This is a genomic window from Amycolatopsis coloradensis (assembly GCF_037997115.1).
Lineage (GTDB): Bacteria > Actinomycetota > Actinomycetes > Mycobacteriales > Pseudonocardiaceae > Amycolatopsis > Amycolatopsis coloradensis_A.
Window position 1 is genome coordinate 4,566,852 of the sequence record NZ_CP150484.1, and the last position, 24,185, is coordinate 4,591,036.

The 24,185-nt window shown below is 68.5% G+C and carries 23 protein-coding genes; 15 read left to right on the forward strand and 8 right to left on the reverse strand.

Going from position 1 to position 24,185, the window contains the following annotated elements; translation table 11 throughout:
- Positions 1-67 precede the first annotated feature (67 nt).
- Positions 68-1,150, forward strand: a complete 1,083-nt coding sequence (locus LCL61_RS21375) for an acetate kinase (RefSeq protein WP_340681325.1) — start codon at positions 68-70, stop codon at positions 1,148-1,150.
- Positions 1,151-1,318: 168 nt separating this feature from the next.
- On the opposite strand, the gene LCL61_RS21380 is transcribed toward LCL61_RS21375, so the two are convergent.
- The 3 genes from LCL61_RS21380 to LCL61_RS21390 form a co-directional block, all read right to left on the reverse strand.
- Complete coding sequence (locus LCL61_RS21380; RefSeq protein WP_340681326.1) at positions 1,319-3,139, reverse strand: SdrD B-like domain-containing protein; 1,821 nt, start codon at positions 3,137-3,139, stop codon at positions 1,319-1,321.
- A 108-nt stretch (positions 3,140-3,247) separates the two neighbouring features.
- On the reverse strand, positions 3,248-3,724 hold the full coding sequence (locus LCL61_RS21385; protein ID WP_340681327.1) for a universal stress protein: 477 nt from the start codon (positions 3,722-3,724) through the stop codon (positions 3,248-3,250).
- Positions 3,721-4,134, reverse strand: a complete 414-nt coding sequence (locus LCL61_RS21390; RefSeq protein WP_340681328.1) for a CBS domain-containing protein — start codon at positions 4,132-4,134, stop codon at positions 3,721-3,723. The genes LCL61_RS21385 and LCL61_RS21390 overlap by 4 nt, the downstream gene beginning before the upstream one ends.
- Positions 4,135-4,278: 144 nt before the next feature.
- Here LCL61_RS21390 and LCL61_RS21395 point away from each other — a divergent pair, with 144 nt between their 5' ends.
- The 7 genes from LCL61_RS21395 (at position 4,279) to LCL61_RS21425 (ending at position 11,381) form a co-directional block, all read left to right on the forward strand.
- Positions 4,279-4,863, forward strand: a complete 585-nt coding sequence (locus LCL61_RS21395; RefSeq protein ID WP_340681329.1) for an Rv1733c family protein — start codon at positions 4,279-4,281, stop codon at positions 4,861-4,863.
- A gap of 265 nt (positions 4,864-5,128) precedes the next feature.
- On the forward strand, positions 5,129-6,097 hold the full coding sequence (locus tag LCL61_RS21400; RefSeq protein WP_340681330.1) for an Acg family FMN-binding oxidoreductase: 969 nt from the start codon (positions 5,129-5,131) through the stop codon (positions 6,095-6,097).
- A complete protein-coding gene (locus LCL61_RS21405) occupies positions 6,094-6,885 on the forward strand; it encodes a hypothetical protein (protein WP_340681331.1) in 792 nt (263 codons plus the stop codon). The genes LCL61_RS21400 and LCL61_RS21405 overlap by 4 nt, the downstream gene beginning before the upstream one ends.
- Entirely contained in the window at positions 6,882-7,388 is a 507-nt protein-coding gene (locus tag LCL61_RS21410) for a universal stress protein (RefSeq protein ID WP_340681332.1), read from the forward strand. The genes LCL61_RS21405 and LCL61_RS21410 overlap by 4 nt, the downstream gene beginning before the upstream one ends.
- Positions 7,389-7,413: 25 nt before the next feature.
- Positions 7,414-7,998, forward strand: coding sequence for an Rv1733c family protein (locus tag LCL61_RS21415; protein WP_340681333.1), 585 nt, complete (start codon positions 7,414-7,416; stop codon positions 7,996-7,998).
- A 414-nt stretch (positions 7,999-8,412) separates the two neighbouring features.
- Positions 8,413-8,988 carry a CBS domain-containing protein gene (locus LCL61_RS21420; protein ID WP_340681334.1) on the forward strand — a complete coding sequence of 192 codons (576 nt, stop codon included), beginning with the start codon at positions 8,413-8,415 and terminating at the stop codon, positions 8,986-8,988.
- Entirely contained in the window at positions 8,985-11,381 is a 2,397-nt protein-coding gene (locus tag LCL61_RS21425; protein ID WP_340681335.1) for a GNAT family N-acetyltransferase, read from the forward strand. Before LCL61_RS21420 ends, LCL61_RS21425 begins: the two co-directional genes overlap by 4 nt.
- Positions 11,382-11,437: 56 nt before the next feature.
- Here LCL61_RS21425 and LCL61_RS21430 read toward each other — a convergent pair whose 3' ends face one another.
- The 4 genes from LCL61_RS21430 to LCL61_RS21445 all read right to left on the reverse strand — a co-directional run bounded on the left by LCL61_RS21430 (position 11,438) and on the right by LCL61_RS21445 (position 14,225).
- On the reverse strand, positions 11,438-12,022 hold the full coding sequence (locus LCL61_RS21430) for a hypothetical protein (RefSeq protein ID WP_340681336.1): 585 nt from the start codon (positions 12,020-12,022) through the stop codon (positions 11,438-11,440).
- A gap of 44 nt (positions 12,023-12,066) precedes the next feature.
- Positions 12,067-12,489 carry a hypothetical protein gene (locus LCL61_RS21435; protein WP_340681337.1) on the reverse strand — a complete coding sequence of 141 codons (423 nt, stop codon included), beginning with the start codon at positions 12,487-12,489 and terminating at the stop codon, positions 12,067-12,069.
- Between the two features lie 150 nt (positions 12,490-12,639).
- A complete protein-coding gene (locus tag LCL61_RS21440; protein WP_340681338.1) occupies positions 12,640-13,305 on the reverse strand; it encodes a CBS domain-containing protein in 666 nt (221 codons plus the stop codon).
- A 17-nt stretch (positions 13,306-13,322) separates the two neighbouring features.
- Positions 13,323-14,225 carry a universal stress protein gene (locus tag LCL61_RS21445; RefSeq protein WP_340681339.1) on the reverse strand — a complete coding sequence of 301 codons (903 nt, stop codon included), beginning with the start codon at positions 14,223-14,225 and terminating at the stop codon, positions 13,323-13,325.
- Positions 14,226-14,372: 147 nt separating this feature from the next.
- On the opposite strand from LCL61_RS21445, the gene LCL61_RS21450 reads away from it, so the two are divergent.
- From LCL61_RS21450 to LCL61_RS21465, 4 genes are all read left to right on the forward strand, one after another.
- Positions 14,373-15,497 carry a lycopene cyclase family protein gene (locus tag LCL61_RS21450; RefSeq protein WP_340681340.1) on the forward strand — a complete coding sequence of 375 codons (1,125 nt, stop codon included), beginning with the start codon at positions 14,373-14,375 and terminating at the stop codon, positions 15,495-15,497.
- Between the two features lie 47 nt (positions 15,498-15,544).
- Positions 15,545-17,161: a SulP family inorganic anion transporter gene (locus LCL61_RS21455; protein WP_340681341.1), complete on the forward strand. Its 1,617-nt coding sequence runs from the start codon at positions 15,545-15,547 to the stop codon at positions 17,159-17,161.
- Positions 17,145-18,137, forward strand: a complete 993-nt coding sequence (locus tag LCL61_RS21460) for an Acg family FMN-binding oxidoreductase (protein WP_340681342.1) — start codon at positions 17,145-17,147, stop codon at positions 18,135-18,137. Before LCL61_RS21455 ends, LCL61_RS21460 begins: the two co-directional genes overlap by 17 nt.
- A gap of 99 nt (positions 18,138-18,236) precedes the next feature.
- Positions 18,237-19,958 (forward strand): GAF domain-containing protein, encoded by a 1,722-nt coding sequence (locus LCL61_RS21465; RefSeq protein WP_340681343.1) that lies wholly within the window; start codon positions 18,237-18,239, stop codon positions 19,956-19,958.
- Here the strand turns inward: LCL61_RS21465 and LCL61_RS21470 are convergent.
- Complete coding sequence (locus LCL61_RS21470) at positions 19,955-20,620, reverse strand: response regulator transcription factor (RefSeq protein WP_340681344.1); 666 nt, start codon at positions 20,618-20,620, stop codon at positions 19,955-19,957. The genes LCL61_RS21465 and LCL61_RS21470 overlap by 4 nt on opposite strands.
- A 218-nt stretch (positions 20,621-20,838) precedes the next feature.
- Between LCL61_RS21470 and LCL61_RS21475 the strand changes: the two genes are divergently transcribed.
- The 3 genes from LCL61_RS21475 to LCL61_RS21485 all read left to right on the forward strand — a co-directional run bounded on the left by LCL61_RS21475 (position 20,839) and on the right by LCL61_RS21485 (position 24,166).
- Positions 20,839-21,819, forward strand: coding sequence for an Acg family FMN-binding oxidoreductase (locus tag LCL61_RS21475; protein WP_340681345.1), 981 nt, complete (start codon positions 20,839-20,841; stop codon positions 21,817-21,819).
- Positions 21,820-21,843: 24 nt separating this feature from the next.
- Positions 21,844-23,217, forward strand: coding sequence for an MBL fold metallo-hydrolase (locus LCL61_RS21480; RefSeq protein ID WP_340681346.1), 1,374 nt, complete (start codon positions 21,844-21,846; stop codon positions 23,215-23,217).
- A 433-nt stretch (positions 23,218-23,650) separates the two neighbouring features.
- Positions 23,651-24,166 (forward strand): GNAT family N-acetyltransferase, encoded by a 516-nt coding sequence (locus LCL61_RS21485; protein ID WP_340681347.1) that lies wholly within the window; start codon positions 23,651-23,653, stop codon positions 24,164-24,166.
- Positions 24,167-24,185 lie beyond the last annotated feature (19 nt).

Below are 24,185 nucleotides of genomic sequence, written 5' to 3' on the forward strand. Positions count from 1 at the left end.
CCGGCCGGGTGGGCGCGCGACCCCCAGGGCGCGCCCGCCCGGCGAACTTGTGCCCGAAGGAGTCTTCATGCGTGTGCTGACGTTGAATCCCGGCTCTTCGAGCCTGAAATCGTCCTTGGTCGTCGACGGCACGCCGGTCGGCTGGGCCGCCATGAGCCTGGACGACGCCCATGACGCCGCGCGACAGGCTCTCGATCGGTGGTCCACAGTGGACATCGTGGCCATCAGGTTCGTGCACGGGGGTTCCAGGACCGGTCCGGTCCGGCTCACCCCGGACGTCGTCGACGCGCTCGAAAAGCTCAGCCCGTTCGCGCCGCTTCACCAGCCACAGGCCGTCCGCCTCGCACGCGAGGTGTTCCGATCGCGTCCCGGCCTGCCGGTGATCGCGTCGTTCGACACGGCCTTCCACTCCCAACTCCCCGAAGAAGCGTCGAGGTACGCGCTGCCACGGGAATGGACCACTCAAGGGCGGCTGCGGCGCTACGGTTTCCACGGCCTTTCGTGCCGTCACGCGGCGCTCCGGGTGACGGCACTCCTCGGTGTCGAGGAGCCGCGGCTCCTGTGCTGCCACCTCGGCGCCGGTGTCTCGGTGACCGCGATCCGCGGTGACCGGAGCATGGACACGAGTATGGGTTTCACCCCGTTGGAAGGGCCGGCGATGGCGACAAGGTCCGGCTCGGTGGATCCCGGGCTGGTGCTGCACGTCATGCGAACGGCGCCGATGTCGGTCGAAGCGATGGAAGACGCGCTGTATCACCGTTCCGGTCTCGCCGGAATGAGCGGAACGGACGGGGACCTTCGCGCCGTCCTGGCCCGTGAAGCGGCCGGGGATCCCGACGCGATGTCGGCTGTCGCCGTTTACCTGCACCGGATCCGTCGAGAGATCGGCGCGATGGCGGCGAGCCTCGACCGGATCGACGCCGTCGTGTTCACCGGTGGGGTCACCGAGCATCAGCCGGAGCTGATCGCGCGACTGTCCGCGAGGCTGGGTGTCTTCGGGATCGCTGTCGATCCGGCTCGTTGTCTCGGGGACGGCGATCGGGCGATCAGCCCGGATGACGCGCCGGTGACCGTCTTCGTCCTGGCAACAGGCGAGGACGTCGAGCTGGCGCGGGATGCCGAGGCGGTTCTCTCGGTGGAACACGTATAGGTGCGACTCGAATTGTGAGGCGAATGCGTCGGTGGCGTCACACCGTTCGGTGTGANGCCGCGGTTCGCGGATCGGGTCGAGCCCCGGGTCGACGACGACCGCCAGCCCCGCGCGCCGTCCCCGTTCGGTGTGACGCCACCGACCACGCCCAAGCTGGGCGGCCGTCCCTTACCGGAATCGCCTGCGGTGCGCGCCGAGCACGAGCGCCGCGCCCGCCATCGTCGTGATCATGCCGCCCAGCGCGAGCCAGGTGACCCCCACGCCTGTCTCGGCCAAGCCGGGCCGCTGCGGGGCCGGGGGCCGGGTCGCCACCGGTACCGGGCCGGGTAGGAGGACCTCACGGCCCTTGAGCGGCGGCACGGGATCCGGATCAGGCTGATCTGGGCCGGGAACGACGAAGTAGAGGTGGCGATAGGGATTGTCGCCGGGGCCGTTCTCCCCGTCGCGGACGACGAATTCCGGGTCGGAGTACACCATCCTCCACGGTCCCACGATCCCGAAGTCGTACAGATCGGCCGGCACGTTCCGGAAGGTGAAGCCGCCGTTGCCGCCGGTCACCGCTCGAGCTACGACTGCTCCGGTGACCTGGTCCCGCAGGTAGACCTTCACCCCGGGAAGCGGATCGCTGTAGGGAAGTCCGAGCTGCGGCTTCCACAGGAAGCGCCCCAGATAGCCGTCGACCCGCGGAGCCATGCCACCGGGGATCCTCGCCGTCGCCATGACGGTCGGCGGCCCGTTGAGGAACGGCGGCGCGCCGATGGCACAAGTGACACGCAGGTGGCCCACGGCGGCGGCCTCGTCGGTGATACGGACCGTCATGACGCGCACCCGCTGCGCCCCGGCCGGGACGGTCACACCCGGCCCGTCAGGGGACAGATCGCCGGTCTTGAGCTCGCCCGACCCGGTGGTCCAGCACCTCGCGGTCACGTTCTTGACCACCGCCGTGCCCTTGTTGGCAAGCATCACGGTCAGCTGCGCGACGTCGTTCTTCCGGTACGTCTTCCGTGCGAAAGCCATCGACACGGCCAGCCATTTGGCTGCCGAAGCCGTGCCTCGGATCACCACGTCGGGGTCGTCGACGCCGTCCACCTCGACGTTCGGCCCCACCAGGTACCACTCGGCGTTCTCGAGAATCGTCCAGTAACGGCCGGCAGGCAGGTCCTGGAAGACGAAACGTCCTTGGGTGTCGGTGGTCGTGGTCCGGCCGACGTTCGGTGTGCCACCCGAGGTGGACACCTTGACCCCGGCCAGTGCCTCACCGGGATCCATCGTTCCGTTCCCGTCGCGGTCGCCGTAGATCGTTCCGCGGTAGCTGCCGCTGAGATGCGTGACCGGGACGGAAGCGGTGACGGTGTTGTCCGCCGGGTCGGCGTCCGCTTCGTCGCCGAGCAGAGCGGCTGTGACCGTCAGGGTCACCGGGCCGGATGTGGTGGTCACGTAGCCGTCGGCGGTGCCGACAACGGTCTGCCCGGGCTCGATCGGCACACCGGGCGGGGAGAGCGGAGTCCACCACGTGGTCGACAGGTTACCGGTGGAACTCACGATCGCCCGGCTCGCCGTCGCCGTTCCCCTGTTGGTGACCCTGGCGTGCACGGTGATCAGCTGAGTGGAGAGGTACGAGGGCTCGTCGAACCACACTGTCAGTTGCAGGTCGGGGAGATCAGGCGCAGCGGGCGATGGAGTTGACTTCGCCGGGGTGCTGGACCGGGAGTTCGACGGTGCGGAGGCCGGTTTCGTCGTGGTCTGCCGGGGTGCGGTCGATACGGTTTCCGACGGAACCGGTGCGGGGTGCGACGACGTCGGGGTGATCTTCACGGGGGTCGTCGGGGCGGGCTTCGCCGGGGAGGTCGGAGCGGGGGCTGTGGCACTCTGGGAAGTGACCGACGTGGCCGGGACCGTTTCGCCCGCGAACGCGGGCCCCGCCGATACGGCGAGACAGAGCGTGATCGACGACAATACGGCTGCCGTGGACCGGGATCTTCGTGACATGTCAGGACGCCTCGATTCGTCTGGAGTCGTGCTCGGACACGGTCAGGACGGTAGGGCGAACCGGGAGATCCGCCGATGCGGCCGGAGGTCGCGGGCCGCACGGATGAATCAGGAGGCGGTCGGGCTGAACCGATGAACCGCCTGCGTCGACACCAGCACGACGGGACACGTCGCGTGTCTGATACAAGCCGTGGCCACACTGCCGAAGACGAGCCTGCCGACCGCGCTCTTCCTGCCCGTGCCCAGCACGAGCATGTCCGCGTCGCGCGCCGCCGCGAGCAGTTCCGACGTCGGATTCCCTTGCCGCAGCATGGTCTTCACCTCGATGTCCGCGTGAAGCTCACTCTGGATCCGTGCGACCGCGTCGTCGAGCGAGTAGTTCTTCCTCACCGGAACCCTGCCGTGTGGCTGGAGGGCGAACGACGTGCCGGGAAGGAGTTCTTCCCTCGGCAGAACCATCAGGACCTCGACCTTGTCGCCGACGGCGGTGGCTTCGGTGATGGCCCACCGGATCGCTTCCTCGCCCTCGGCCGAGCCGTCGGCGCCCACGAGAAGGTGGCGGGTGTGGTCGGGATTCGTGTTCATGGCTCATTCCTTTGCGCGGATGGCCCGGCACGGAGAAGGTCCTGCCAGGTGATGACGCCGATCACGCGGCCGTGTTCGAGAACCGGGACGGATCGGAGCCGGCGCTCCAGCATCTTCGCCGTCAGATCGGCCAGGTCGCCATCGGGATGGGCACCGGCCGCCGGTCGCCGCATCAGCGCGCTCACTTTGGTACGCCCGCTGAGCATGACGCCGCTGTCCGGATCGCCGTCGGAAAGGTAACGCGCCCGGAGCAGGTCCTCTTCGACCAGCACGCCGAGCAGCTCGCCGGTGTCGCCGACGACCGGCAGCGAGGTGAATCCCTTGCCGGTCAGCACGGCGATCGCTTCGCCGATCGTGGCCGCGGGCGTCACCGCGATGACCGGGGTGGTCATGACATCACGTACTCGCATGAAGCCAGTCTCGATCCACCGGGTGGGCCCGGAATACGGCTGGAGGTCCCGGCCTGGCGGGACCGTCGCCTCTCTTGCCGGGCGGCGTCGCCGCGTGATGGTGGCGACAACACGTTCCGGCGATCCACCGCGGAGGTCCAGATCATGAACACGTCGTCTCGCTGGTCGCGAGCCTGGCACATGGTCCATCCAGGGCGGAACCCGCTCGCTCGCCGCGAAGATCGCATCGAAGCGTTCACGGTGCTTCTCGCAGTCGCCCTCGTGGTCCTCGCCCTGCCGGTCGCCGCGGCGGTGGCTTCCGGTGTGTTCGCGGCCCGCGCCGAGCAGGCGGCGACCGAGCAGGCCACCAGATATCGCGCGGAAGCGACCCTGCTCGAAGACGGCGCGCCCATCGCCATCGGAGGCCGGTCGGGTGTCGTCGATGACACCGCGCCTGCCGAGGCGACGTGGGTCACTCGTGACGGGGACAGCCGAGTCGGCGAGGTCCAGGCGACGCGGGGGAGCCGAGCCGGCGCGAAGGTCCCGGTCTGGCTCGACGAGTCGGGGAACCCGGTCGCCGCACCTCTCACCGGTCTCGACGCCCGCCTCCTCGGTGTCGGGACAGGAGTCGGCCTTTGGCTTGCCTTCATCGTGGTCGTGCTGGCCGGTTACGGCTGTGGTCGAGTGCTGCTCGACAGGGCTCGATGGGCGCGATGGCAGGAGGAATGGCGCGAGTTCGCGTCTCGTTAGTGTCCTGGAGTGCGCCGGTTTCAGGGTCGCGTCAGGCGGAGGCGCAGGGAGCATGCGTGGCCGGTGTGGCGTTGGCCGTGTCTCTTGAAGTACGTGAAGGACCCCTTCACTGCGCTAGACGCAATGAAGGGGTCCTTCACGGCACTGTGGCCCGAACCACCACTCACGACTAGCGGTGCCGAAGGTCCCGGCACACCGGGCCCACAGCCACTGCCGTCCTCGTCCGTCACGCGAGACGCTGAGACCGAAAGGCAGGTGCAGCAGGATGGTCCTCACTCGTTCGCCGGTCGTCGCGGACGCGCTGCGCGCCGCGGTGCGCGCGCCGTCACCGCACAACTCCCAGCCGTGGATCTTCGAGCTGGCGCCGGACACGATCGACGTCGTGCTCGACGAAAGCCGGATTCTCGGCGTCTGTGATCCGCAGGCGCGTGAGGCGCGGCTGGCCTGTGGCGCGGCGTTGCTGAACCTGCGGCTCGCCATCGCCGCCGCTGGCCGAGTCAGTGAAGTCGAACTAGCGCCTGAACGGGAGAGGTCCTCCTTGCTGGCACGAGTGACACTCGGCCCCCGTCACCGTCCCACGGTGATCGAGCGACGTCTTGCCGCGGCGATTCCCCGGCGGTACAGCAACCGCCGCCCCTTCACGGACGAGCCGGTGCCACTCCACGTGCGGACCGCCGCGCGTGAGGCGGCTCGTGAGGAGGGGGCACGGCTGGTCCTGCTCGACGAAGCCGGTCTGCTGGAGGCGACCGCGGGACTCATCCGCCGAGCCGACCACGTTCAAGGCCTGGACGCGGCCTTCCAACGAGAACTCCGGGAATGGACGAGGCAAACCGCAGAGGACGACGGTGTTCCCACCTACGCGGGCGGGCCTCGTTCGGCGGGCGGGCTGCTCCCGGGACGGTACGTCAACGAGGGCGGTGTTCCTCGCGTCTTCGAGCAGGACCCGCTGGTAGCGGTGCTGACCATGCCGAACGACGCTCCGATCTCTCAGGTCCGCGCGGGGTGCGCGATGCAGCGGGTCCTGCTCACCGCCACAGACGCCGGACTGAGCGCTTCGTTCTATTCGCAGCCGATCGAGATCAGCGCCGTACGCGCGGAACTGCGTGACCTGCTCGGTGGCACCTTCCATCCCCAGACCGTCTTCAGGCTCGGTTACGGCTATCCGGGCGTGAAGACGCCACGTCGCCCGATCGAAGAGGTCGCCCGCGACAGGAACGCGGGGGAGCGGCCATGACGACGTTCACCGGGATCCCCGCGCATGTCTGGTCGACGGAGGAGAAGCGGATCCTCGTGGCGGCCGCACGACAGGTCCCGAGGCGATGGATCGACGATGTCTGGACGCTGTCGGTTCATGAGGACTCGCTCGACTTGTACGAACGTCTCGCGAACAACCACTGGGTGCGGGACCGGGGTGGGCGTGCGCGACTGATCGTCTGCGGGGCGGTAGTGGCGAATCTCGATTGTGCGATCAGGATGCTGGGCCGGGCGCCGCACATCGACCTGGCTTGTGACGTCGGCGCCTTGGATCGGGTCGCCAGGCTCGCCTCGCGGCGTCGCATCCGCCCCGCGGCGGCCGATTTCGCCCGGTTCGCCGCCCTGTCCGGGCGCCGGACCAAGCCGACTCCGTCCTCGGTGGCGACGTGGGGGCGAGAGGTCGCCGAAGCGAACGAGAGCGAGGGTATCCGGGTGCGGGTGCTCAAGCCGTCTCACGTCCGTGAGCTGCCCAAGATAGGCGGGCAGATCACCAGGAAGGCGACTCCGGAAGCCTCCTGGATCGCGTTCCTGGTCGCCACCGTGACGGAAAGCCGGCAACAGCTCGTCAGGGCTGGTGCGGTCGCACAGCGGTTGTTGCTCGCGTCCACCGAGTACGGCTTGGAGGCCACCGCGTTCACCGAGCCTTTCGACGCCCCCGCCATCCGCGGGGCGCTTGCCGGCATCGACGGTGTTCCCGGATTCCCTCAGGTGGTCGTCGTGGTCGAAGAACCTCGGAAAACACCGGCACAGAAGGGAAGAACACCATGACGGACAGTGCGACGGGGAACCGGATCGTCGTCGGCATGGACGGTTCGGCGGGTTCTGCCGCGGCGGTGCGCTGGGCGGCCGACGAAGCGGTCAGGCAGGGCGCCGCCTTGCAGGTGGTCAATGTGTGGGTCCACGACGAGATGTTGGACGACGCGTCGGCCAATCGGACCGTGGCGGAGGCGAGAGACGTCCATTTGAAGGCGCTGGAAGCCGCGACCGCCAAAGTCCTCGACGCCCACGAAGGGCTCGACATCACCTACGACGTTCCCCAGGGTGACCCTGGCGAAACGCTGGTCGAGCGTTCGAAGGGGGCCGCGCTCCTAGTGCTGGGCAGCCACGGCACGGGCAAGATTCGTGAACTGCTGGTCGGCTCGGTGTGCAAGACGGCACTGCGGCACGCGACCTGTCCGGTGGTGGTGATCCCGCCGCCCGCCTCGGCTCCGGAAGGCAGGCTCGGCCGGCTGCTGACCTCTGTTTCGTACGAGCCCGGTCCGATCCTCTGAGCGAACCAGGACACAGGAGACAGCCATGAAAGCGCGGCCCGAAATCGTCACCGTGATCACGCGGCGAAATCCGCTCATCCGCTGGTCCGACCGACTCGAAGCCGCGCTGATGATCGGCGCGGTCCTGCTGGTACTGCTGGCGATCCCGTTCGCCGCGGCCGCCGGATCCGGGGCCTACGCCGAAGGGCGGGAGCGCGCGGTGGAACAGGCGGCGAACCGTCAGGAGACGACCGCAGTGCTACTCGCCGACGCCCCACCCGTCCACGTGCGCCTTGACGGCGTGCCGCTTGACGAGAAGGTCGAGGTCGCCGCCCGTTGGACAGGGCCAGGTGGCCTGATTCGTGAAGGCGTGGTGACCGTCGACGCCGGGATGGTGACCGGGAACGAGGTGCGGATCTGGCTCGACGCGCTCGGGCATCCCGTCGAGGCGCCGGTCACCGACACCGATGCCCTGAGTCAGGGCATCGGTGTCGGCACGGGGCTGTGGCTGGGCTGGCTCACTCTGGTCGCGACGGTCTTCCTGGCGTGCCGGGCGGCGCTCGGGCGCCGCCGTGCCGCCGAGTGGGCGCGCGAATGGCAACGGATTGCCCAGAACCGACCCGCGGCCTGAAGGGAGAAAGATGAGAATCCTGTTGACAGAGGCCACCTTCGACGAGTCTCGTGAGATCGCGGTGGCGTTGCGGGACCTGGGTTGCCGGGTCAGCCCCTGCCATGTCCGATCTGGAGTGTGCCGAGCGCTCGCACCCGGCGGGACCTGTCCGCTGGACGAAGAGGACCGGCCGGCTCTCGCCGTCGACGTCCGCGGCACCGAGCCCGGTTTGACCGCACGCGAATTCGGTGTGGTGTGCGCGCTCCGGAAGAGGGTTCCGGTCGTGATGACCACGGCAGGGGACACGGGTGGCCCAGCCGTCCCACCGGGTTTCGAACACCGTGTCACGGCTTGTCCGCCGGAAGACCTCTTCGAAGCGTGCAGGGGCTTCCTGCGCACACGTGCTTGACCGAGAACGATCACAAGGAGGCTCCGATGCGTGCTTCGGAGATCATGACCAGCCCGGCGGTGGCGACCACACCCGCGACCCCCCTTCGCGAGGCGGTGGCAGTGCTGGCCGAGAAGGGATTCGCCGGCCTTCCGGTCGTCGATCACGAAGGCCGGGTACTGGGGACGTTCACCGAATTCGACGCGCTGCGAGGAATCCGTGCGGGCGGTGACGGGATCACGGTCGGCGCGTTGATGTCCACGCCGGTGGAGGTTGTCTCGCCATCCACCGACGTCACGGAGATCGGCAGGCGGATGCTGGCCGACCGGCTGCGTTGCCTGCCGGTCGTCGAGGAGGGTGTTCTGATCGGTGTGGTGAGCAGGCGTGATCTGCTCCGCCCACTCGTCCGGCCCGACGACGCGATCGCCGCACAGATACACGGCCTGATCAGTGACTACGCCGGACATCGTCCGAAGTGGACTGTCGAGGTCGACGGCGGCTACGTGAACATCGCCGGCGAGTTCCGGGACGAAGCCGAACGGCGGGTGCTCGACGCGCTCGCCCGGACGGTGCCGGGAGTGGTCGCCGTCGTACTGGTCACCGGGAATCCGGCGGCGACATGACGGCCGGGACGAGCGCCTTGCTGGCGGACGGCGACATGGTCACCGTCCGCCGGTTGCGTGCGGAGGACTTCGACGCTGTCTTGAACCTGCATCAGCGGTTGGACGAGCGTGACCGCTATCTGCGCTTCTTCACCGCCCATCCGGGGAGGCTGGATCTGCTGAGCCGGTTGGCGATCGAAGGCACGGGTATCGGAGCATTCCGAGGGGACGACCTCATCGGGATCGCTCACTACCGCCCATCGTCTGGGGACGACGCGGCCGAAGTCGCCCTGGTCGTCGACCGTGCGGTCCAGGCACACGGGGTCGGCACTCTGTTGCTCGAACATCTCGTGTCCTTGGCCTTGGCGCAGGGAATCCACCGTTTCATCGCGCTGGTGCTCGCGGAGAACAGCCGGATGATCAAGGTGTTCTCCGACCTCGGCCTCCCGTGCGTCATCGGAAGGGGAGGGCCGGAGCTCGACGTCGAGATCGAACTCGGCGAGCCGAACAGATACCTCGAGCGAATCGAGGAACGGGAACGGCTCGCCGACGTGGCGAGTCTCCGCACGGTGCTCGCCCCGGCCTCGGTGGCCGTCGTGGGGGCGGGCAGGCGGGACGACTCGGTGGGCAGGGCGATCCTGCGGAACCTTCTCGACGCCGGCTATACCGGCGTCGCGCACGCGGTGAACCCGAACGCCACGGAGATCCTCGGCGTCCCCTGTGCGCCTTCGGTGTCCTCTTTGGACGCCTCAGTCGAGCTGGCGGTGGTCTGCGTACCCGCGGAATCCGTTCCCGGCGTCGTCGAAGACTGCGGACGGGCAGGTGTGCGCTCGATCGTGCTCGTCACGGCGGGGCTGACCGCGACGCCCCTGGAGCATCGTGTCCGTGAACTCGTCGCCAGGTACGGGATCCGGCTGGTCGGCCCCAACTGCTTCGGCGTGGTCAACAGCGCTCCGGCGACCCGTCTCGACACGACCTTCGCCCGCCGCGCCGCCCGGCGAGGCCGGATCGGGGTGGTGACGCAGTCCGGCGGTTTCGGGATCGCGCTGATGGACGCGCTCGCCGGGTTGGGGCTCGGTCTGTCCACTTTGGTGTCCGCCGGTGACAAGTACGACGTGAGTGGCAACGATCTCCTGCGGTGGTGGCGCGGCGACGGGGAGACCGACATCGCCGTGCTGTACCTGGAGTCCTTCGGCAACCCGCGAAAGTTCAGCAGGCTCGCCCGCGCTCTCGCGAGGGAGAAGCCGGTTGTGGCCATTCGCGGGGCATCCGCCCCGGCGGCGCAGCGGGCCGCGGCCGCGCACACCGCCGCACGAGCGGTCCCGGCCGCGACCAAACTGGCGTTGTTCGGCCAGGCGGGTGTCCTCGTCGTCGACACGGTGACCGAGGTCCTCGGCCTGCTCGCCGCGCTCTCGTGGCAGCCGCTGCCATCGGGGTCACGGGTGGTGGTCGTGAGCAACGCCGGGGGCGCCGCGGTTCTGGGGGCGGAGGCCTGCGTCCGCAACGGTCTGGTCCTGCCCGAGCTGAGCCGGAAGACCCAGGACACACTCCGGCGGCTGTTGCCCGAGCACGCGAGCGTGGGCAATCCGCTCGACACGAGCGCCGCGATCACGGCAGACACCTTCGCCTCGTGCGTGACCGAGGTCCTGGCCGACGAAGGTGTGGACGCGGTGATCGCCGCCGGCGTGCCCACCGGTGTCGGCGATCCGCTGGCCGGGCTGGTCGCGGCGCCGGAGAGCAAGACCGTTCTCGCCGTGCGGCTCGGCCAGCTGGCGTCGGTCGCCCCTCACCGCGGGATTCCTTGCTACGCCGATGTCGAGGAGGCGGCGGCCGTCATGGCGAAGCTGTCCGAACGAACCCGCTGGCTCGAGGCAGGGGAGGGCGGCCTGCCCGATCTCACCGGTATCGATCTCGCGACGGCGACCCGGTTGGTGGGCGCGTACCTCTCCGCGCATCCGAGCGGTGGCTGGCTGTCCCGGAAGGACGGTGAGGACCTGCTCGGCTGTTTCGGGATCCGGGTGACCCGGCGTCGATTCGGTGATCGTGAGCTGCTGGTACGCGGCCAGTCCGACGACGTGTTCGGCCCGGTCGTCGTCCTGGGGCTCGGTGGTATCGATGGAGCCTTGCTCGACGACGGATCGACCGGCCTGGGGCCGCTCAGCACCGACGACGCCGAAGCGCTCATCGACAGCCTGCGCGCGAGCAAGGCGCTGTTCGGCGGGAACAGCGCTCTCGACCGATCCGCGCTCGCTGCGCTGCTCCTGCGAACGGACCGGATCATGGAGCTGGTGCCGGAGGTCGTCGACGTCCACCTCGACCCGGTCTTCGTGTCGGCGGAAGGGGCCACGGCGGGCGCCGTCCGGGTGCTTGTCCGGCCGCGGCCATGGGCCGATCACTACCTTCGACGGCTGTGAGAACGACAGAAGTCCCGGCACCGGGAACGGTGCCGGGACTTCCGGTGTCCGGACGGTCACCGGAGCCAAGGATTCCGGTCCACGAAGGACAGTCGAGTCCAGCGCTCTCCGAGCCCCCAGGTGTTTCCGGCGGCGGTCGTGGCGAGCGCGATGAGCACGAGGGCGTAGATCACGTGGTACTCGATGATCGGGTTCGTCGACATGGTCGGCTCACCCGCGCCGTTCGTCCGGTCGAGCGGCCATTCGGCGACCCACATCAGCAGCATCATCACGGTGCCGGTGATGGCGGAGATCCGCATCCCTATCCCCAGGGTGACGGCGAGACCGATGCCGAGCAGGCCCGCCATGAACAACCAGTCCGCCCACCAGGTTCCGCCCCAGGAGCGCAGGGTTTCGGCGAACGGGCCGACGTCCACCCGGCTCAAGAAGCCCTTCGTCGGCGAGCCGCCGTTGATCCAGGCGTTGCCGGAAGCGGTGGCGTAACCGAGACCGAAGGTCTTGTCGACGAACGCCCACAGGAACAGCAGGCCGGTGGCGACACGGAGCACGGCGAGGCTTATGGCACCGGACGACCGTCCATCATGGACTTCCTGATGCCGGACGGGAACGCTGCGCCGGTGTCCGCTTTCGGTGGTGGCCATGGAATTCTCCTCTGGTTGGCAAATTCACGATCGATTCGAGTGTGTTACGGCACGGCACGCGGCTCTGGGGCCGAAAGGCCCGGGTACACGAGGCCATCGTCATGCGCCGCGGCGAGACTCGCGCGGCATGCGCGAATCAGCTGCCGGGTCGCCCGCGTCGGCGCCGCCCGCCCACAGCCCGGGCAGGAGAAGGTGACGTCCCCGGCCAGTTCGTCGACCGCGACGGAGAGCGCGAGAGAGCAGGAGCGGCACCAGCGGTGGCCGGTCACGATGATGACGTGCACTGGTGAGGAGACGCATTGGTGCAGCCAGCGGCGATGGGTCCGGCAGGTGATCCGATCGAGGGGGTCGCGGTCTTTCTCTTCCTCGAAATCTTCCCGCGACAAGGTGATCGCGAGCCGCCGGTCCTTCAGGTCCGCATAGCGAGCGAGGAGCGTCAGTTCCTGCTGGTTGTCCGTGGCCGGCATGGGAGGGTCCTCGCTTCCGATCCGCGGGTTGCTGACCTGTACTCCCATCGTGCTCGGCTCGTCGGCGACACAGGAGAGGCTGAAGCCCCGGGCGAACTGGCCCTTCGGTCCGCCCGGATCCCTTCAGAGGCAGGCCGAAGGTCCCGCCGCTCAGATACCGAGGGAAGCGGGCCTGATGACGTCGTCGTCCCAGACGAAGTCGAGCCGGTTCCGGACGTCGACCACGCCGGGGACCTCGCTCGACAGGGCGCCCGCGCGTTCGACCGCGCCGCGGTTGTCCAGCCTGCCGAGAAGCGTCACCACACCGTCGGCGACCGTGACGGACGCCTGTCCGGGTGCCACCCACAGGGTGCCGGCGAGGATGTCGCGTTCGATCTCGCCACGGATCTCCTCATCGGGACGCCGGAACGTGGACAGCAGATCCCGGCGCGACACGACACCGACCAGCTTCGCGTCCTCGACGACGAACAGCCGTCGCACGTCCTTCCTGGCCAGCCTGATCGCCGCGGCTGCGAGCGAGGCGCCTGCTTCGATCGTCACCACGGGTGCGGTCATCAGGTCTCTGGCGAGCAGGGCCTTCGCTTTGCGCGACTCGTCCTTGGCGTGGTGACCGGCGAACAAGGCAGGTCGGGGGTCGCGAACCCGGGCCAGGAGATCAGCCTCGGAGACCACACCGATCGGCGCTCCGGAGTCGTCGACGACGGGCACCGCGCTGATCCGCTGCCTCGCCATCAACGCGGCGATCTGCTTGTAACCGGCGTCCGGTACGACCGCGATCGGGTCGACGGTCATGACTTCGGAAACGGTGGTGCGCATGGGTCGCTCCTTCGTTCTCAGGAATCCGCGGTGCGGGAGATCAGCACCGGACAGGCGGCGTGATGGACCAGGCTCTGCCCGGTCGAGCCGAGCAGGAGACCGCGGAACCCGCCGCGGCCCCGGCTGCCGACCACGACCAATTGCGCTTTGACGCTCCAGCGCAGCAGTTCCTGGCGGGGTTCGTCGTGCACGACCACCTGGTGCACTTCGACGTCGGGATAGCTGTCCCGGAACTTCGACACCTGCTCGGCGAGCATCCGTTGAGCGGACTCGGTGAAGGCACTCCAGCCGTAGTTACCCGCGGGATCACCGAAGGAACGGGAAGCCGAGACGTCCTCCCAGGCGTGCACCGCAACGAGATTCGCGCCCCGGGCGCAAGCCTCGTCGAACGCGGCGGCGAGCGCGATCTCGGCAGCGGGGCTTCCGTCGACGCCGACCACGATGGGCTGTCTCCATGCCGTGGGGAGGTCCCAGGTGCGGCCCCGTACCGACACGACGGGACAGTGCGCGTGCCCGGCGAGCGCTGTCGTCACCGATCCGCCGAACAGGGCGGTGAAGCGGCTGTGTTCGGTGGACCCGAGGACGATCAGCCGGGCGGTGCCGGAAGCCTCGATCAGCGCGGGGATCGCGGAGTCGTCGGAGATATGGGTCCTGACGACGGGGCCGTATGCGCGTTCCACGGTGTCCGCTGCTTCGCGAAGGATCGTTTCTCCGCGGTTCTTGACCTTGCGCAGGAGTTCATCGGACGGGGGAACGCTGCCAAGGTAGTAGTCCGGTAGCCCCAGTGCGTGCCACAGTTCGAGGGAGGTCTCGTGCCGGTCGGCGGCCTGCAAGCCCCAGGTGGCGGCGGCACGGGCGCCGGCGGATCCGTCGGCGCCGACCACGATCGGCCCGCTCAGCCGGACGGTTCGGTTCATCATCGGCCCTTTCACCTCGCTACGGCCCTACGCGGCCAAAGTTAAGCGGGCGGACGGGCGCGGTCCGGTGCCGTTGGTCCCGGATTCCCGGGACCTCGGGGGCGCCTCTGGTCACTGGTGCGCGGGCGCGCGAAGCCGTTCACTCGATCGATGACGATCCTCATCGCCGGCGGAGGACTCAGCGGTCTCAGCCTTGTCGCACATCTGGTGACGCGACCGGAGTCCCTGGGGCCGATCGTCGTCGTGGACGACGGTCGTCGGCAGCTCGCGACCGCGGGCTGGGCATCCTGGTCCGCTGAGCCGGGACTCCTCGACGAGGCGGTGTCGCGCACGTTCGATCGGTTCCACGTGCACGCGGCCGGGCGTAGCCGGATCGTCGGCCTCGGCCGGTACAAGTACCGCTTCGTCCGTGGCGATGATCTGGCGGCGGCGGCAGGCAAGGCCGCGGAGAGACGTGGCGGTGTCGTCTTCCACCGCGGGCGGATCACTGAGATCCGGCAGGCGGGCCGGGGCGCGGAAGCCCTTGTGGACGGCGAACCTCTCCGTGCGGATTGGGTGTTCGACAGCGTTCTCGGGCCTGGTCCGGCCCGGGTGGACGGCTGGCTGGTCTTCCGCGGCTGGCACGTGCGCACGGCCGCCCCGGCGTTCGATTCGGCCGTGCCCACCTTCTTCGACTTCCGTACGCCCCAGGGCCGCGCCGCGAGCTTCGTCTACGTCTTGCCGCGGGGCCCGCAAGAAGCTCTGGTCGAGCACACGTCCTTCGCGCCGCCTCGCACACGGGGTATGGCGTATCCCAAGGAGCAACGAAGCGCTTTGCGCGAATACCTCTCCACGATTCTCGGCGTTCGGGAGTACGCGGTCACCCGTGAGGAGTCCGCTTCCCTGCCGCTCTCCGCTTCGGCCGTCGACCGCAGACGCGGCTCGATCCTCGCCATCGGGACCAAAGCCGGGCTGGTCAAGGCGTCGACCGGCTACGCCTTCCAACGTATCCAAGCCGACAGCGCGGCGATCGCGAGGTCGTTGGCGGTCCACGGTCATCCTTTCGAACTGCCGAAACCCAAAGCGAGGCATTTGCTGTTCGACTCCACGCTCCTCGACGTCGTGGCCCGGGACCCGGCTCAGCTCGAACGGGTCTTCGCGGCGTTGTTCGACCGGTCCTCGGCCGAGCCGGTACTGCGGTTCCTCGACGAGGAAAGCTCCCTCCCGCAGGAGGGAAGAATGTTCGCGCGCCTGCCGCCTTCGTTGTACTCAGCGGTGACACGGAGGCATCGATGAAGTTCTCCTTCACACGCTATCGGCGTTCTTGGCTACAAGGTGATCTCTTGGCCGGGGCGACCGTCGCCGCGTACCTGGTGCCGCAGGTGATGGCGTACGCGGAGGTCGCGGGCCTGCCCGCGGAGACCGGCCTGTGGGCGGTGATCGGGCCTTTGGCGGTCTACGCCGTCCTGGGCTCGTCGAAGCTCCTGTCGGTGGGCCCGGAATCGACGACCGCCTTGATGACGGCCGTCGCGCTCGGTCCGCTCGCCGCGGGAGATCCCGCCCGTTACGGAGCCCTCGCGGCCATGATGGCGCTCATGGTCGGGGGCCTGTGCCTGCTGGGAGGCTTGGCCCGGCTCGGCGTGCTGGCGGACCTGCTGTCGAAGCCGGTACTGACCGGCTACATGGCTGGGATCGCGGTGCTGATGATCGTGAGCCAGCTGGGCAAGCTGACCGGCGTCACCGTGACCGGCGACGGGGTGCTCGCGGAACTGGGTTCGTTCGTCAAGAACATCGGGCACCCGCACTGGCCGACCTCGGTCCTCGGCGGTCTCGCTCTGGCTTGCCTGCTGGCAGCGCAGCACTGGTTCCCGCGGTTTCCCGGACCGTTGGCCGTCATCCTGGTGGCCGCCGCCGTCGTCGCCGGCTATTCCCTGACGGAGAAAGGGATCCAAGTGATCGGGCCCGTTCCGGATTCACTGCCGGTACCCGAGGTCCCCGTGGTGAACGGTGCAGACCTGGCGAGTCTGCTGCTGCCCGCGCTGGGGATCGCCCTTGTCGGCTTCTCCGACAACGTCCTGACCGCCCGCGCCTTCGCGGACAGACACGGCGAGCGGGTCGATTCCGATCGCGAGTTGCGCGCGCTCGCCGCGTCGAACCTCTCGTCGGGACTCCTTCACGGGTTCCCGGTCAGTTCGAGCGGCAGCCGGACCGCGCTGGCATCCGCGATGGGTGCCCGGACCCAGCTGTACTCCCTGACCGCGCTCGCGACGGTCGTGCTGACGGTTCTTTTCGCGGGACCGTTGCTGGCCGGCTTCCCCAAGGCGGCATTGGCGGCGATCGTCGTCTACGCGGCGTTGAAGCTGATCGATCCCCGGGAATTCCGTCGCATCTCGCGGTTCCGGCGCAGCGAGTTCGTGCTGGCCTTGTCGACCTTGCTCGCCGTCGTCGCGCTGGGTGTCCTGTACGGCGTGCTGGCCGCCGTCGGTTTGTCCATTTTGGATCTTCTGCGCCGGCTGGCGCGGCCGCACGGCGCGGTGCTCGGCTTCGTACCCGGCGTGCCCGGGATGCACGATGTCGACGACTATCCCGACGCGACGACCGAGCCAGGTCTGGTGATCTACCGGTACGACGCGCCCTTGTGTTTCGCCAACGCCGACGACTTCCGGCGACGAGCCCTCGCCGCCCTGGACGGCGAAAAGCGGGTCGAGTGGTTCGTCCTCAACGCCGAAGCCAATGTCGAACTCGACATCACGGCGGCCGACGCCGTACGCGGGATCTGCGACGAGCTGCGCCGCCGCGGGATCACGTTCGCGCTCGCCAGGGTGAAACAGGAGTTGCGCGAAGATCTCGAGGCCGCAGGCCTGCTTCGGCTCATTGGTTCCGGCTCGCTGTACCCGACGCTGCCCAGCGTCGTCGACGCGTTCCGTGGGAGGAGGAAGGAACATGCCGAACCCCGATGAGCGCATGTGGTCCGACGGCGAGATCGAGGTACTGGCGCGGGCGGTCATCCGAGCGCCCTCTGTGCACAACATCCAGCCGTGGTCGCTGGCCCTGCCCGATATGCGCGCGGAACTGAGCGAACGGACCGACCTGCCCCTTCCCGAGCACGACCCGACCGGTCGCGACCGGCTCATCTCCTGCGGAGCGGCCTTGGAGAACCTCGTGCTGGCCGTCCGGGTGCTGGGGTGGTCCACCGAGGTGGAGATAGCCGCGGGGCGTGGGCCTCTGGTCGCCGTCGTGACCACCTCGGGCCGCGAGCCGCCGTCCGACCGTGAGCTGCACGCGTATGCCGCCATCTCGCGGAGGCGGAGTCATCGCCGCCCGTTCGCCGCGATCCCGATCGCGTCGTCGATGCTCACGCCGGTCATCGGTCAGTTGCCGGATGGAGTCGGCTGCCGGGTTCTGCGCGCTGGTGACAAAGACACCCTCGCGGTACTGCTCGAACAGGCTTCCCAAACGATTCAGAGCCGTGACGACCTCCAGCGAGAGCTTGAGGAATGGACAGGGGACTGGCGGTCCGACAGTGTCGGTGACGGCTTGATCCGGCCTGGCTACGACAAGGCGGGCCTTCCGTGGGCGGGACTGGTCCGCCGGACGAGTCTGATCCCGGACGTCCGGTCCCTCGCGCGCAGGCTCGATGCGGAAAGCATCTTGATCTTCTTCGCGAAGGAAGATGATCGTGCCGGCCACCTCACAACGGGAGTGGCCATGCAGCGCTCGTGGCTCGCGGCCGTCGACGGAGGGTTGGCCGCGTCGGTGCTGACCCAGCCGCTGCACGAGGAATCCGTCCGCGAGCGGATGACCGCGGAACTGAAGCTACCTGGACACCCCCAGCTCATCATGCGGCTCGGCTATCCGGACGGACAGGTTCGGCACGCCGCCCGCCGCCGACTCGGTGAGGTGGTGCGGCATCCGGACGATCATCCTGCTTTCTGACGGCCGCGTCTCTTGGCAGGATCGGCGGCTAGTGAAACGCTGGAGCGGTTCGGGCGATTGAGAGTCGTCACAGTTTGCCGATCCGGGAGGAGCAACCGAATGTCGTCGGAGCGAGGTTCGGCCGACGAGGCGCCACCGAGCGCGGCGGTCTTGACCGGGTTACGGCTCGACGAACTGCTGCACGAGGTCCAAGAGCGGCTGTCGGAGATCGTCAAGACCCGAGATCGGCTCCAAGGCCTGCTCGACGCGGTCCTGGCCGTGGCCACCGGGCTGGAACTCGACTCGACCCTGCAGAGAATCGTGCAGGCGGCGGTCGAGCTGGTCGACGCCCGGTACGGCGCGCTCGGCGTGCTCGGTGACGAAGACGGGCTTTCGGAGTTCGTCTACGTGGGCATCGATGCCGAAACGAGGTCTCATATGGGGCATCTGCCCGAAGGCCGGGGCTTGCTCGGGCTGCTCATCCACGAGCCGCACCCCGTCCGGGTGCCCGACCTGACCGCGCACCACGCTTCGGTGGGCTTCCCTGCGAACCATCCCCCGATGCACAGCTTCCTGGGCGTACCGGTGCGTGTCCGGGACGAGGTCTTCGGCAATCTCTATCTGACCGAGAAGCGGGGAGCCGCCGAGTTCACCGCCGACGACGAGGTCGTTCTGCAGGCCTTGGCCGCGGCCGCCGGTGTCGCCATCGACAACGCCCGGTTGTTCGAACGGTCACGGACGCGCGAACGGTGGCTCGAAGCGGTCGCGGAGGTCAACGGTGAGCTCCTCGGGGGTGCTTCGGTCACCGACACGCTGAACCTGATCGCCGCCAGGGTTCGTGAACTTTCCGGGGCCAACGAGGTGTTGATCCTGCTGGCCGGAGGTGCCGGGCAGGCCTTGACCGTGAGCGTCGTCGCGGGGGAGCGGGCGAACGCCCTCGCGGGATCTTCGATGACGGGAGGGCACCCCGCGATAGACGAGGTGTTCGAATCCGGCCAGCCCAGTCTCATCCCTGACCTGGGTACGGTCCCCACTGGGCAGGCCGAGCCTGTTTTCGACGGTCTCGGACCGGCCGCCGTGATTCCGTTGAACAGCACTTCCGGCGTCGGAGGGGTGCTCGTCGCGGGGAGGGACAAAGGCGCTTCGCAGTACAAGGCCGATCAGATTCCCATGCTGTCGTCGTTCGCCGATCAGGCCGCGGTCGCGCTGGAGTTCGGTGAGAAACAGCGTAATCAGCGGCTTTTGGACGTTCTCGCCGATCGGGACAGGATCGCTCAGGACCTGCACGACCACGTCATCCAGCGGATGTTCGCGACCGGGATGAGCCTGCAGAGCATCGTGCCCCGGGTACCCGACACGTTCGCGCGGGACAGGGTGACACAGGCGGTGGAACAACTGGATCGGACGGTCCGCGAGATCAGGACGTCCATCTTCGATCTGCACACCTCGGGCTCGGACGCCTCGAAGAGCCTGCGCCGCCGGCTGCTCGACGCCGTCACGGAATTGACGACCGAGAGCACGCTCACTCCTTCGGTCCGGATCGCCGGGGCTGTGGACACGCTCGTGCCGCAGACGCTGCACGAACATGCCGAGGCGGTGGTCCGTGAGGCGCTGAGCAACGCGGTCCGTCATTCCGGCGCCGATGAGATCACGATCAGCGTCGAGGCCGACCGTGAGCTGATCATCGAGGTCACCGACAACGGCATCGGCATCCCCCAAGCGGGCAGGCGAAGCGGATTGGCGAACCTCGCCGACCGAGCGACGAAGTGTGGCGGCGAAGCCGAGTTCGGAGACCGTGACGGTGGCGGCGCTCGGGTGCTTTGGCGCGTTCCGCTGACCTAGCGGTCACCGAATACCGGGGACGTCGCCGCGGTCCGTTTGAGTTCGGTCGCGAGGACCGCGGCCTGCGTCCGGCGCTGAATGCCGAGCTTGGCCAGGATCCGGGAGACGTAGTTCTTCACGGTCTTTTCGGCGAGGAACATCCGCTCACCGATCTCTCGGTTGGTCAGGCCTTCGCCGATCAGATCGAACACCGTTCGTTCCTGCTCGGACAAGGTGGAGGTCGGATCGTTCTGGTCGCGCTCGCGCCGGATGCGGTTCATCAGCGCGGCGGTGGTCCGGCTGTCGAGAAGCGAGCCGCCGCCCGCGATGGTTCGGATCGCCGAGACGAGATCGTTCCCGAGGACCTGCTTGAGGACGAATCCCGACGCGCCGGCCATGATGGCGGTGAAGAGCGCCTCGTCGTCGGCGTACGAGGTGAGCATCAGGCACCGCAGCTCCGGCTCGGTGGACAGCAGATCGCGGCAGAGTTCTATGCCGGTTCCGTCGGGGAGTCGCACGTCGAGCACGGCGATGTCCGCATCGCTTTGCGGGATGCGGGCGAGTGCTTCGGAGACGGACGCGGCTTCGCCGGCGATTTCGATGTCAGGCTCGTTCCCGAGCAGATCCGCCAGCCCTCGCCGGACAATCTCGTGGTCGTCCACGAGGAACACCTTGGTCGCCATCTCGTCCCTCCTGCGGGGTCCCTGCGTCTCGACCGACGGTACCCGTGCACTTCGGCTGATACAGCCACCTAGACGTCCCAACGAACCGGGACCTTGGGCCCTAGCGGGACCGCACCCGGGTATTTGGTCCCGGCGATCGGTGCCCTCGGTACCTGCTCCATCCTCGTGGGACAGGTGCACCGTGGAACCCGATCGAGGGACGACTGAGGACGGGACACATGGCAAACGGGTGGACGAGGGCCGAGACCGAGGTACTGGCGAGGACGTTGCTGCGGGCGCCCTCCGTGCACAACATCCAGCCGTGGCGGCTGGAGCTCGACGGACACCGGCTTCTCCTGCGTGAGCGCCGCGACCTGGCACTGCCCGAACACGACACCCGAGGCCGTGACCGGCTCATCTCGTGCGGTGCCGCCCTCGCCAATGTGGAGCTGGCGGTCCGGGTTCTCGGCTACGACCTGATCACGCGGATGTTCCCGGAGGACGGCGAGCCGGACATCGTCGCCGCGATCGAGACCACGGGGCGTTCGGCGCCGTCCGATGTCGACCTGCACCGGTACTCGGCGATCGCCCGGCGAGGAAGCTACCGGCACCCCTTCTCCGGCCGACGAGTCTCGCGAGCGGAAATCGGTGACTTGATCGCCGCCGCGAACGAAAGCGGGGTCGAAGCCAGGCTGATCCACGACGAGCTGGAACTCTCCCGGGTCGCGGATCTGCTCGAATTCGCCGCCGAGACGTATCAGCACGATCTGGCGTACCAGCGCGAACTGGCCCTGTGGACGATCCACGACGAGCAGTTTCACCGCCATGGCGTCGGGCTGGCCGCGAGCACGCTTCCCGCCGGATCGCTTCCCTGGGCGGGACTGGTCCGGCCAGGGACGGCTCTCCCCGATCGCCGAGTTCTTCAGCGTCGCCTCGCCGGTGAGACCTTGCTGGTCTTCCTCACCGTCGATGATGGCCGGTACGACCACCTGCACGCGGGACACGCGCTCCAGGACACCTGGCTTGAAGCGGTCGACGACGGTCTGGCCGGTTCGGTGCTGACCCAGCCGTTGCACCTGCCCGAAGTCCGTTCCGCGTTGACCGAGGATCTGGAGCTTCCCGGGTTTCCGCAGGCCGTCATGCGCTTCGGCTATCCCACCGGGCTCGTGCCGTCGAGCCCGCGCCGTGCCGTCGACGAAATCCTCGGGAACGGATTCTGAGCTCCTCACGAGAAAGGCGTCATCGTGACCATCGCGCTGACCTTCCATGGCGGAGCCGGAACCGTCACCGGCAGCAAGTACCTGCTGGAAACGCCCCGTTCCCGTGTCCTGGTCGACTGCGGGCTCTTCCAGGGACTCGCCGATCTGCGCCGCCGGAACTGGGCACCGCTGCCGCGTGCCTTGACCGACATCGACGCCGTGGTGATCACCCACGCCCATCTGGACCACTGCGGGTACCTGCCGGTCCTGGTGCGATCGGGCTGGCGCGGACCGGTGTACGCGACACCGGGCACCGCGGCTCTCGTTCCGATCGTGCTGGAGGACAGTGCCCATCTCATGACCGAGGAGGCCGCGCACGCCAACAAGTACGGCTGGTCGAAGCACCGGCCGGCCTTGCCTCTTTACGACGCGGGTGACGCGCGGAAAGCGATCGGTCTTCTCGAAGAGCTCGAGTACGGCGTCGAGACGACGGTCGGCAAGGACATGACGCTGCGTTTCGGGCAAGCCGGTCACATCCTCGGCTCCGCCTGGGCACAGCTGCGGTCCGATGGGCGCGAGGTCGTGTTCAGCGGCGATCTCGGCCGTCCGGCACACAGTCTCCTGCGCCCGCCATCGCCGCGGCCTCCCTGCGACGCGCTGGTACTCGAATCGACCTACGGCTCCCGGGTCCACCACGACACCGACGCCATGGACCAGCTCGGCGAAGTCATCAGGCGGACGGCCAGACGCGGCGGCAGTGTCCTCATCCCGGCGTTCGCCGTCGACAGGACCGAAGTGGTACTGGCCGCGCTCGCGAAGTTGATGCGGTCGCACACGATCCCCGACCTGCCGGTTTACGTGGACAGCCCGATGGCCTTGGCGGCGCTGCGGGTGTATCGCGAGGCATTCCGTGACCATTGGCCGGAGATCCGGCCCGAACTCGCCGGGCACGATCCGCTGACTCCGCGTTCGCTGACGGAACTGCGAACGGTGGAAGAATCCATGCGGGTCAACGCTCCGAGGATGCCTTCGATCATCATCTCCGCGTCGGGGATGGCGAGCGGAGGCCGGGTACTGCATCACCTCGAACACATGCTGCCTGATCACCGGCACACCGTGCTGATAGTCGGCTACGCCGCCCCTGGCACCCGCGCGCGCAGCCTCGCGAACGGAGCGAGGCAGATCAAGATCCATGGCCGCTACACCACGGTCCGCGCCGACGTGGCCCAGCTCGACGCCTTCAGCGCCCATGCCGACGCGGACGAGCTGGTGCGGTGGGCCACCGCGGGAGCGCCGCCGAAGAGTACCTATCTCGTGCACGGCGAGCCCGAGGCCTCGGCGGCGGTCGCCGAACGGCTTCATACCGAGCATGACTGGCAGGCTGTCGTTCCCCGTGATCGGGAGCGGGTGCTGATCTGACGGCTACGCGTGGGTCGCCGGGTCAACCGGTCGCCTGCCCAGGTGAGGTAGGCGACCGGGCCGACGAAGTCGACAGCGATGATCAGCGCCCATCGCCGCTTGGAGCCGCGGATCTCGCCGGCGGGACGGAACGCGAGGTCCGGATCGCGTCAGCATGGTGATCTCCCGTTCGATTCCGACGTCGTTATTGAGGGGTAAGGCGAACGTGTCGGGTGCGGTGGGCGGTCCGCTCATGGCCGCCTTCGATCGTGTCGCGAAAGCCACGTCGACGGCGTAGCGAAGGGACCCTTCCCTACCTTCAGAGTAGGCAAGGAGGCCTTCACCACCACCCGGGTCGATGTCGACGGCCGGACGGAAGACGAGGGACATTGGTCCCGGTGGCATAGCCTCTTCGGCCGTAGCGCCGCAAAGTCCGCGGTCCTACGCTGAGCCGATGGACGGACAGCCGGTGCGCCTGCGCGATGGCCGGACCGTCTTCGTGACCCGTGTGAGCCCGGCCGACGCCGAAGAACTCGGCGAGGCGCTCGTCGAAGCGGATCGGGAGACGCTGTACCGCCGGTTCTGCGGGCCGCCTCCGAAGGTGACACCGCGCTTGCTGGCACACCTGACCGAGCTCGATTTCGATCGCCGTTACGCGCTTGTCGCGCGTGACGAGGCCGGGAAGGGCGTGGCGATCGCGCGGTACGAGGCGACGCTCCAGCCGGGGGTCGCGGAGATCGCGGTCGCGGTGAAGCCTTGCTGGCGCCGGGCAGGGCTGGCGACGGCTTTGGTCACGAAGCTGGCGGAAGCGGCGTCGCGGCACGGGTTCAGCGAGTTCACCGCGACCTATCTCGCGGACAACCGCGCCGTCGCCGATCTGCTCGACTCGGCGGGGGCACGACAGGTGATCACGGACGGTCTCGCGGACGCGGCGGTGCGGCTGCCGCCCCGTCCGTCCACAGTGGACTGATAGGTCGAAGGTCCCGCCC

Bases quoted from the DNA above. Each gene is read 5' to 3' on its own strand.
- LCL61_RS21375 (WP_340681325.1), top strand. From the start codon at position 68: ATGCGTGTGCTGACGTTGAATCCCGGCTCTTCGAGCCTGAAATCGTCC.
- LCL61_RS21380 (WP_340681326.1), bottom strand. From the start codon at position 3,139: ATGTCACGAAGATCCCGGTCCACGGCAGCCGTATTGTCGTCGATCACG.
- LCL61_RS21385 (WP_340681327.1), bottom strand. From the start codon at position 3,724: ATGAACACGAATCCCGACCACACCCGCCACCTTCTCGTGGGCGCCGAC.
- LCL61_RS21390 (WP_340681328.1), bottom strand. From the start codon at position 4,134: ATGCGAGTACGTGATGTCATGACCACCCCGGTCATCGCGGTGACGCCC.
- LCL61_RS21395 (WP_340681329.1), top strand. From the start codon at position 4,279: ATGAACACGTCGTCTCGCTGGTCGCGAGCCTGGCACATGGTCCATCCA.
- LCL61_RS21400 (WP_340681330.1), top strand. From the start codon at position 5,129: ATGGTCCTCACTCGTTCGCCGGTCGTCGCGGACGCGCTGCGCGCCGCG.
- LCL61_RS21405 (WP_340681331.1), top strand. From the start codon at position 6,094: ATGACGACGTTCACCGGGATCCCCGCGCATGTCTGGTCGACGGAGGAG.
- LCL61_RS21410 (WP_340681332.1), top strand. From the start codon at position 6,882: ATGACGGACAGTGCGACGGGGAACCGGATCGTCGTCGGCATGGACGGT.
- LCL61_RS21415 (WP_340681333.1), top strand. From the start codon at position 7,414: ATGAAAGCGCGGCCCGAAATCGTCACCGTGATCACGCGGCGAAATCCG.
- LCL61_RS21420 (WP_340681334.1), top strand. From the start codon at position 8,413: ATGCGTGCTTCGGAGATCATGACCAGCCCGGCGGTGGCGACCACACCC.
- LCL61_RS21425 (WP_340681335.1), top strand. From the start codon at position 8,985: ATGACGGCCGGGACGAGCGCCTTGCTGGCGGACGGCGACATGGTCACC.
- LCL61_RS21430 (WP_340681336.1), bottom strand. From the start codon at position 12,022: ATGGCCACCACCGAAAGCGGACACCGGCGCAGCGTTCCCGTCCGGCAT.
- LCL61_RS21435 (WP_340681337.1), bottom strand. From the start codon at position 12,489: ATGCCGGCCACGGACAACCAGCAGGAACTGACGCTCCTCGCTCGCTAT.
- LCL61_RS21440 (WP_340681338.1), bottom strand. From the start codon at position 13,305: ATGCGCACCACCGTTTCCGAAGTCATGACCGTCGACCCGATCGCGGTC.
- LCL61_RS21445 (WP_340681339.1), bottom strand. From the start codon at position 14,225: ATGATGAACCGAACCGTCCGGCTGAGCGGGCCGATCGTGGTCGGCGCC.
- LCL61_RS21450 (WP_340681340.1), top strand. From the start codon at position 14,373: ATGACGATCCTCATCGCCGGCGGAGGACTCAGCGGTCTCAGCCTTGTC.
- LCL61_RS21460 (WP_340681342.1), top strand. From the start codon at position 17,145: ATGCCGAACCCCGATGAGCGCATGTGGTCCGACGGCGAGATCGAGGTA.
- LCL61_RS21465 (WP_340681343.1), top strand. From the start codon at position 18,237: ATGTCGTCGGAGCGAGGTTCGGCCGACGAGGCGCCACCGAGCGCGGCG.
- LCL61_RS21470 (WP_340681344.1), bottom strand. From the start codon at position 20,620: ATGGCGACCAAGGTGTTCCTCGTGGACGACCACGAGATTGTCCGGCGA.
- LCL61_RS21475 (WP_340681345.1), top strand. From the start codon at position 20,839: ATGGCAAACGGGTGGACGAGGGCCGAGACCGAGGTACTGGCGAGGACG.
- LCL61_RS21485 (WP_340681347.1), top strand. From the start codon at position 23,651: ATGGACGGACAGCCGGTGCGCCTGCGCGATGGCCGGACCGTCTTCGTG.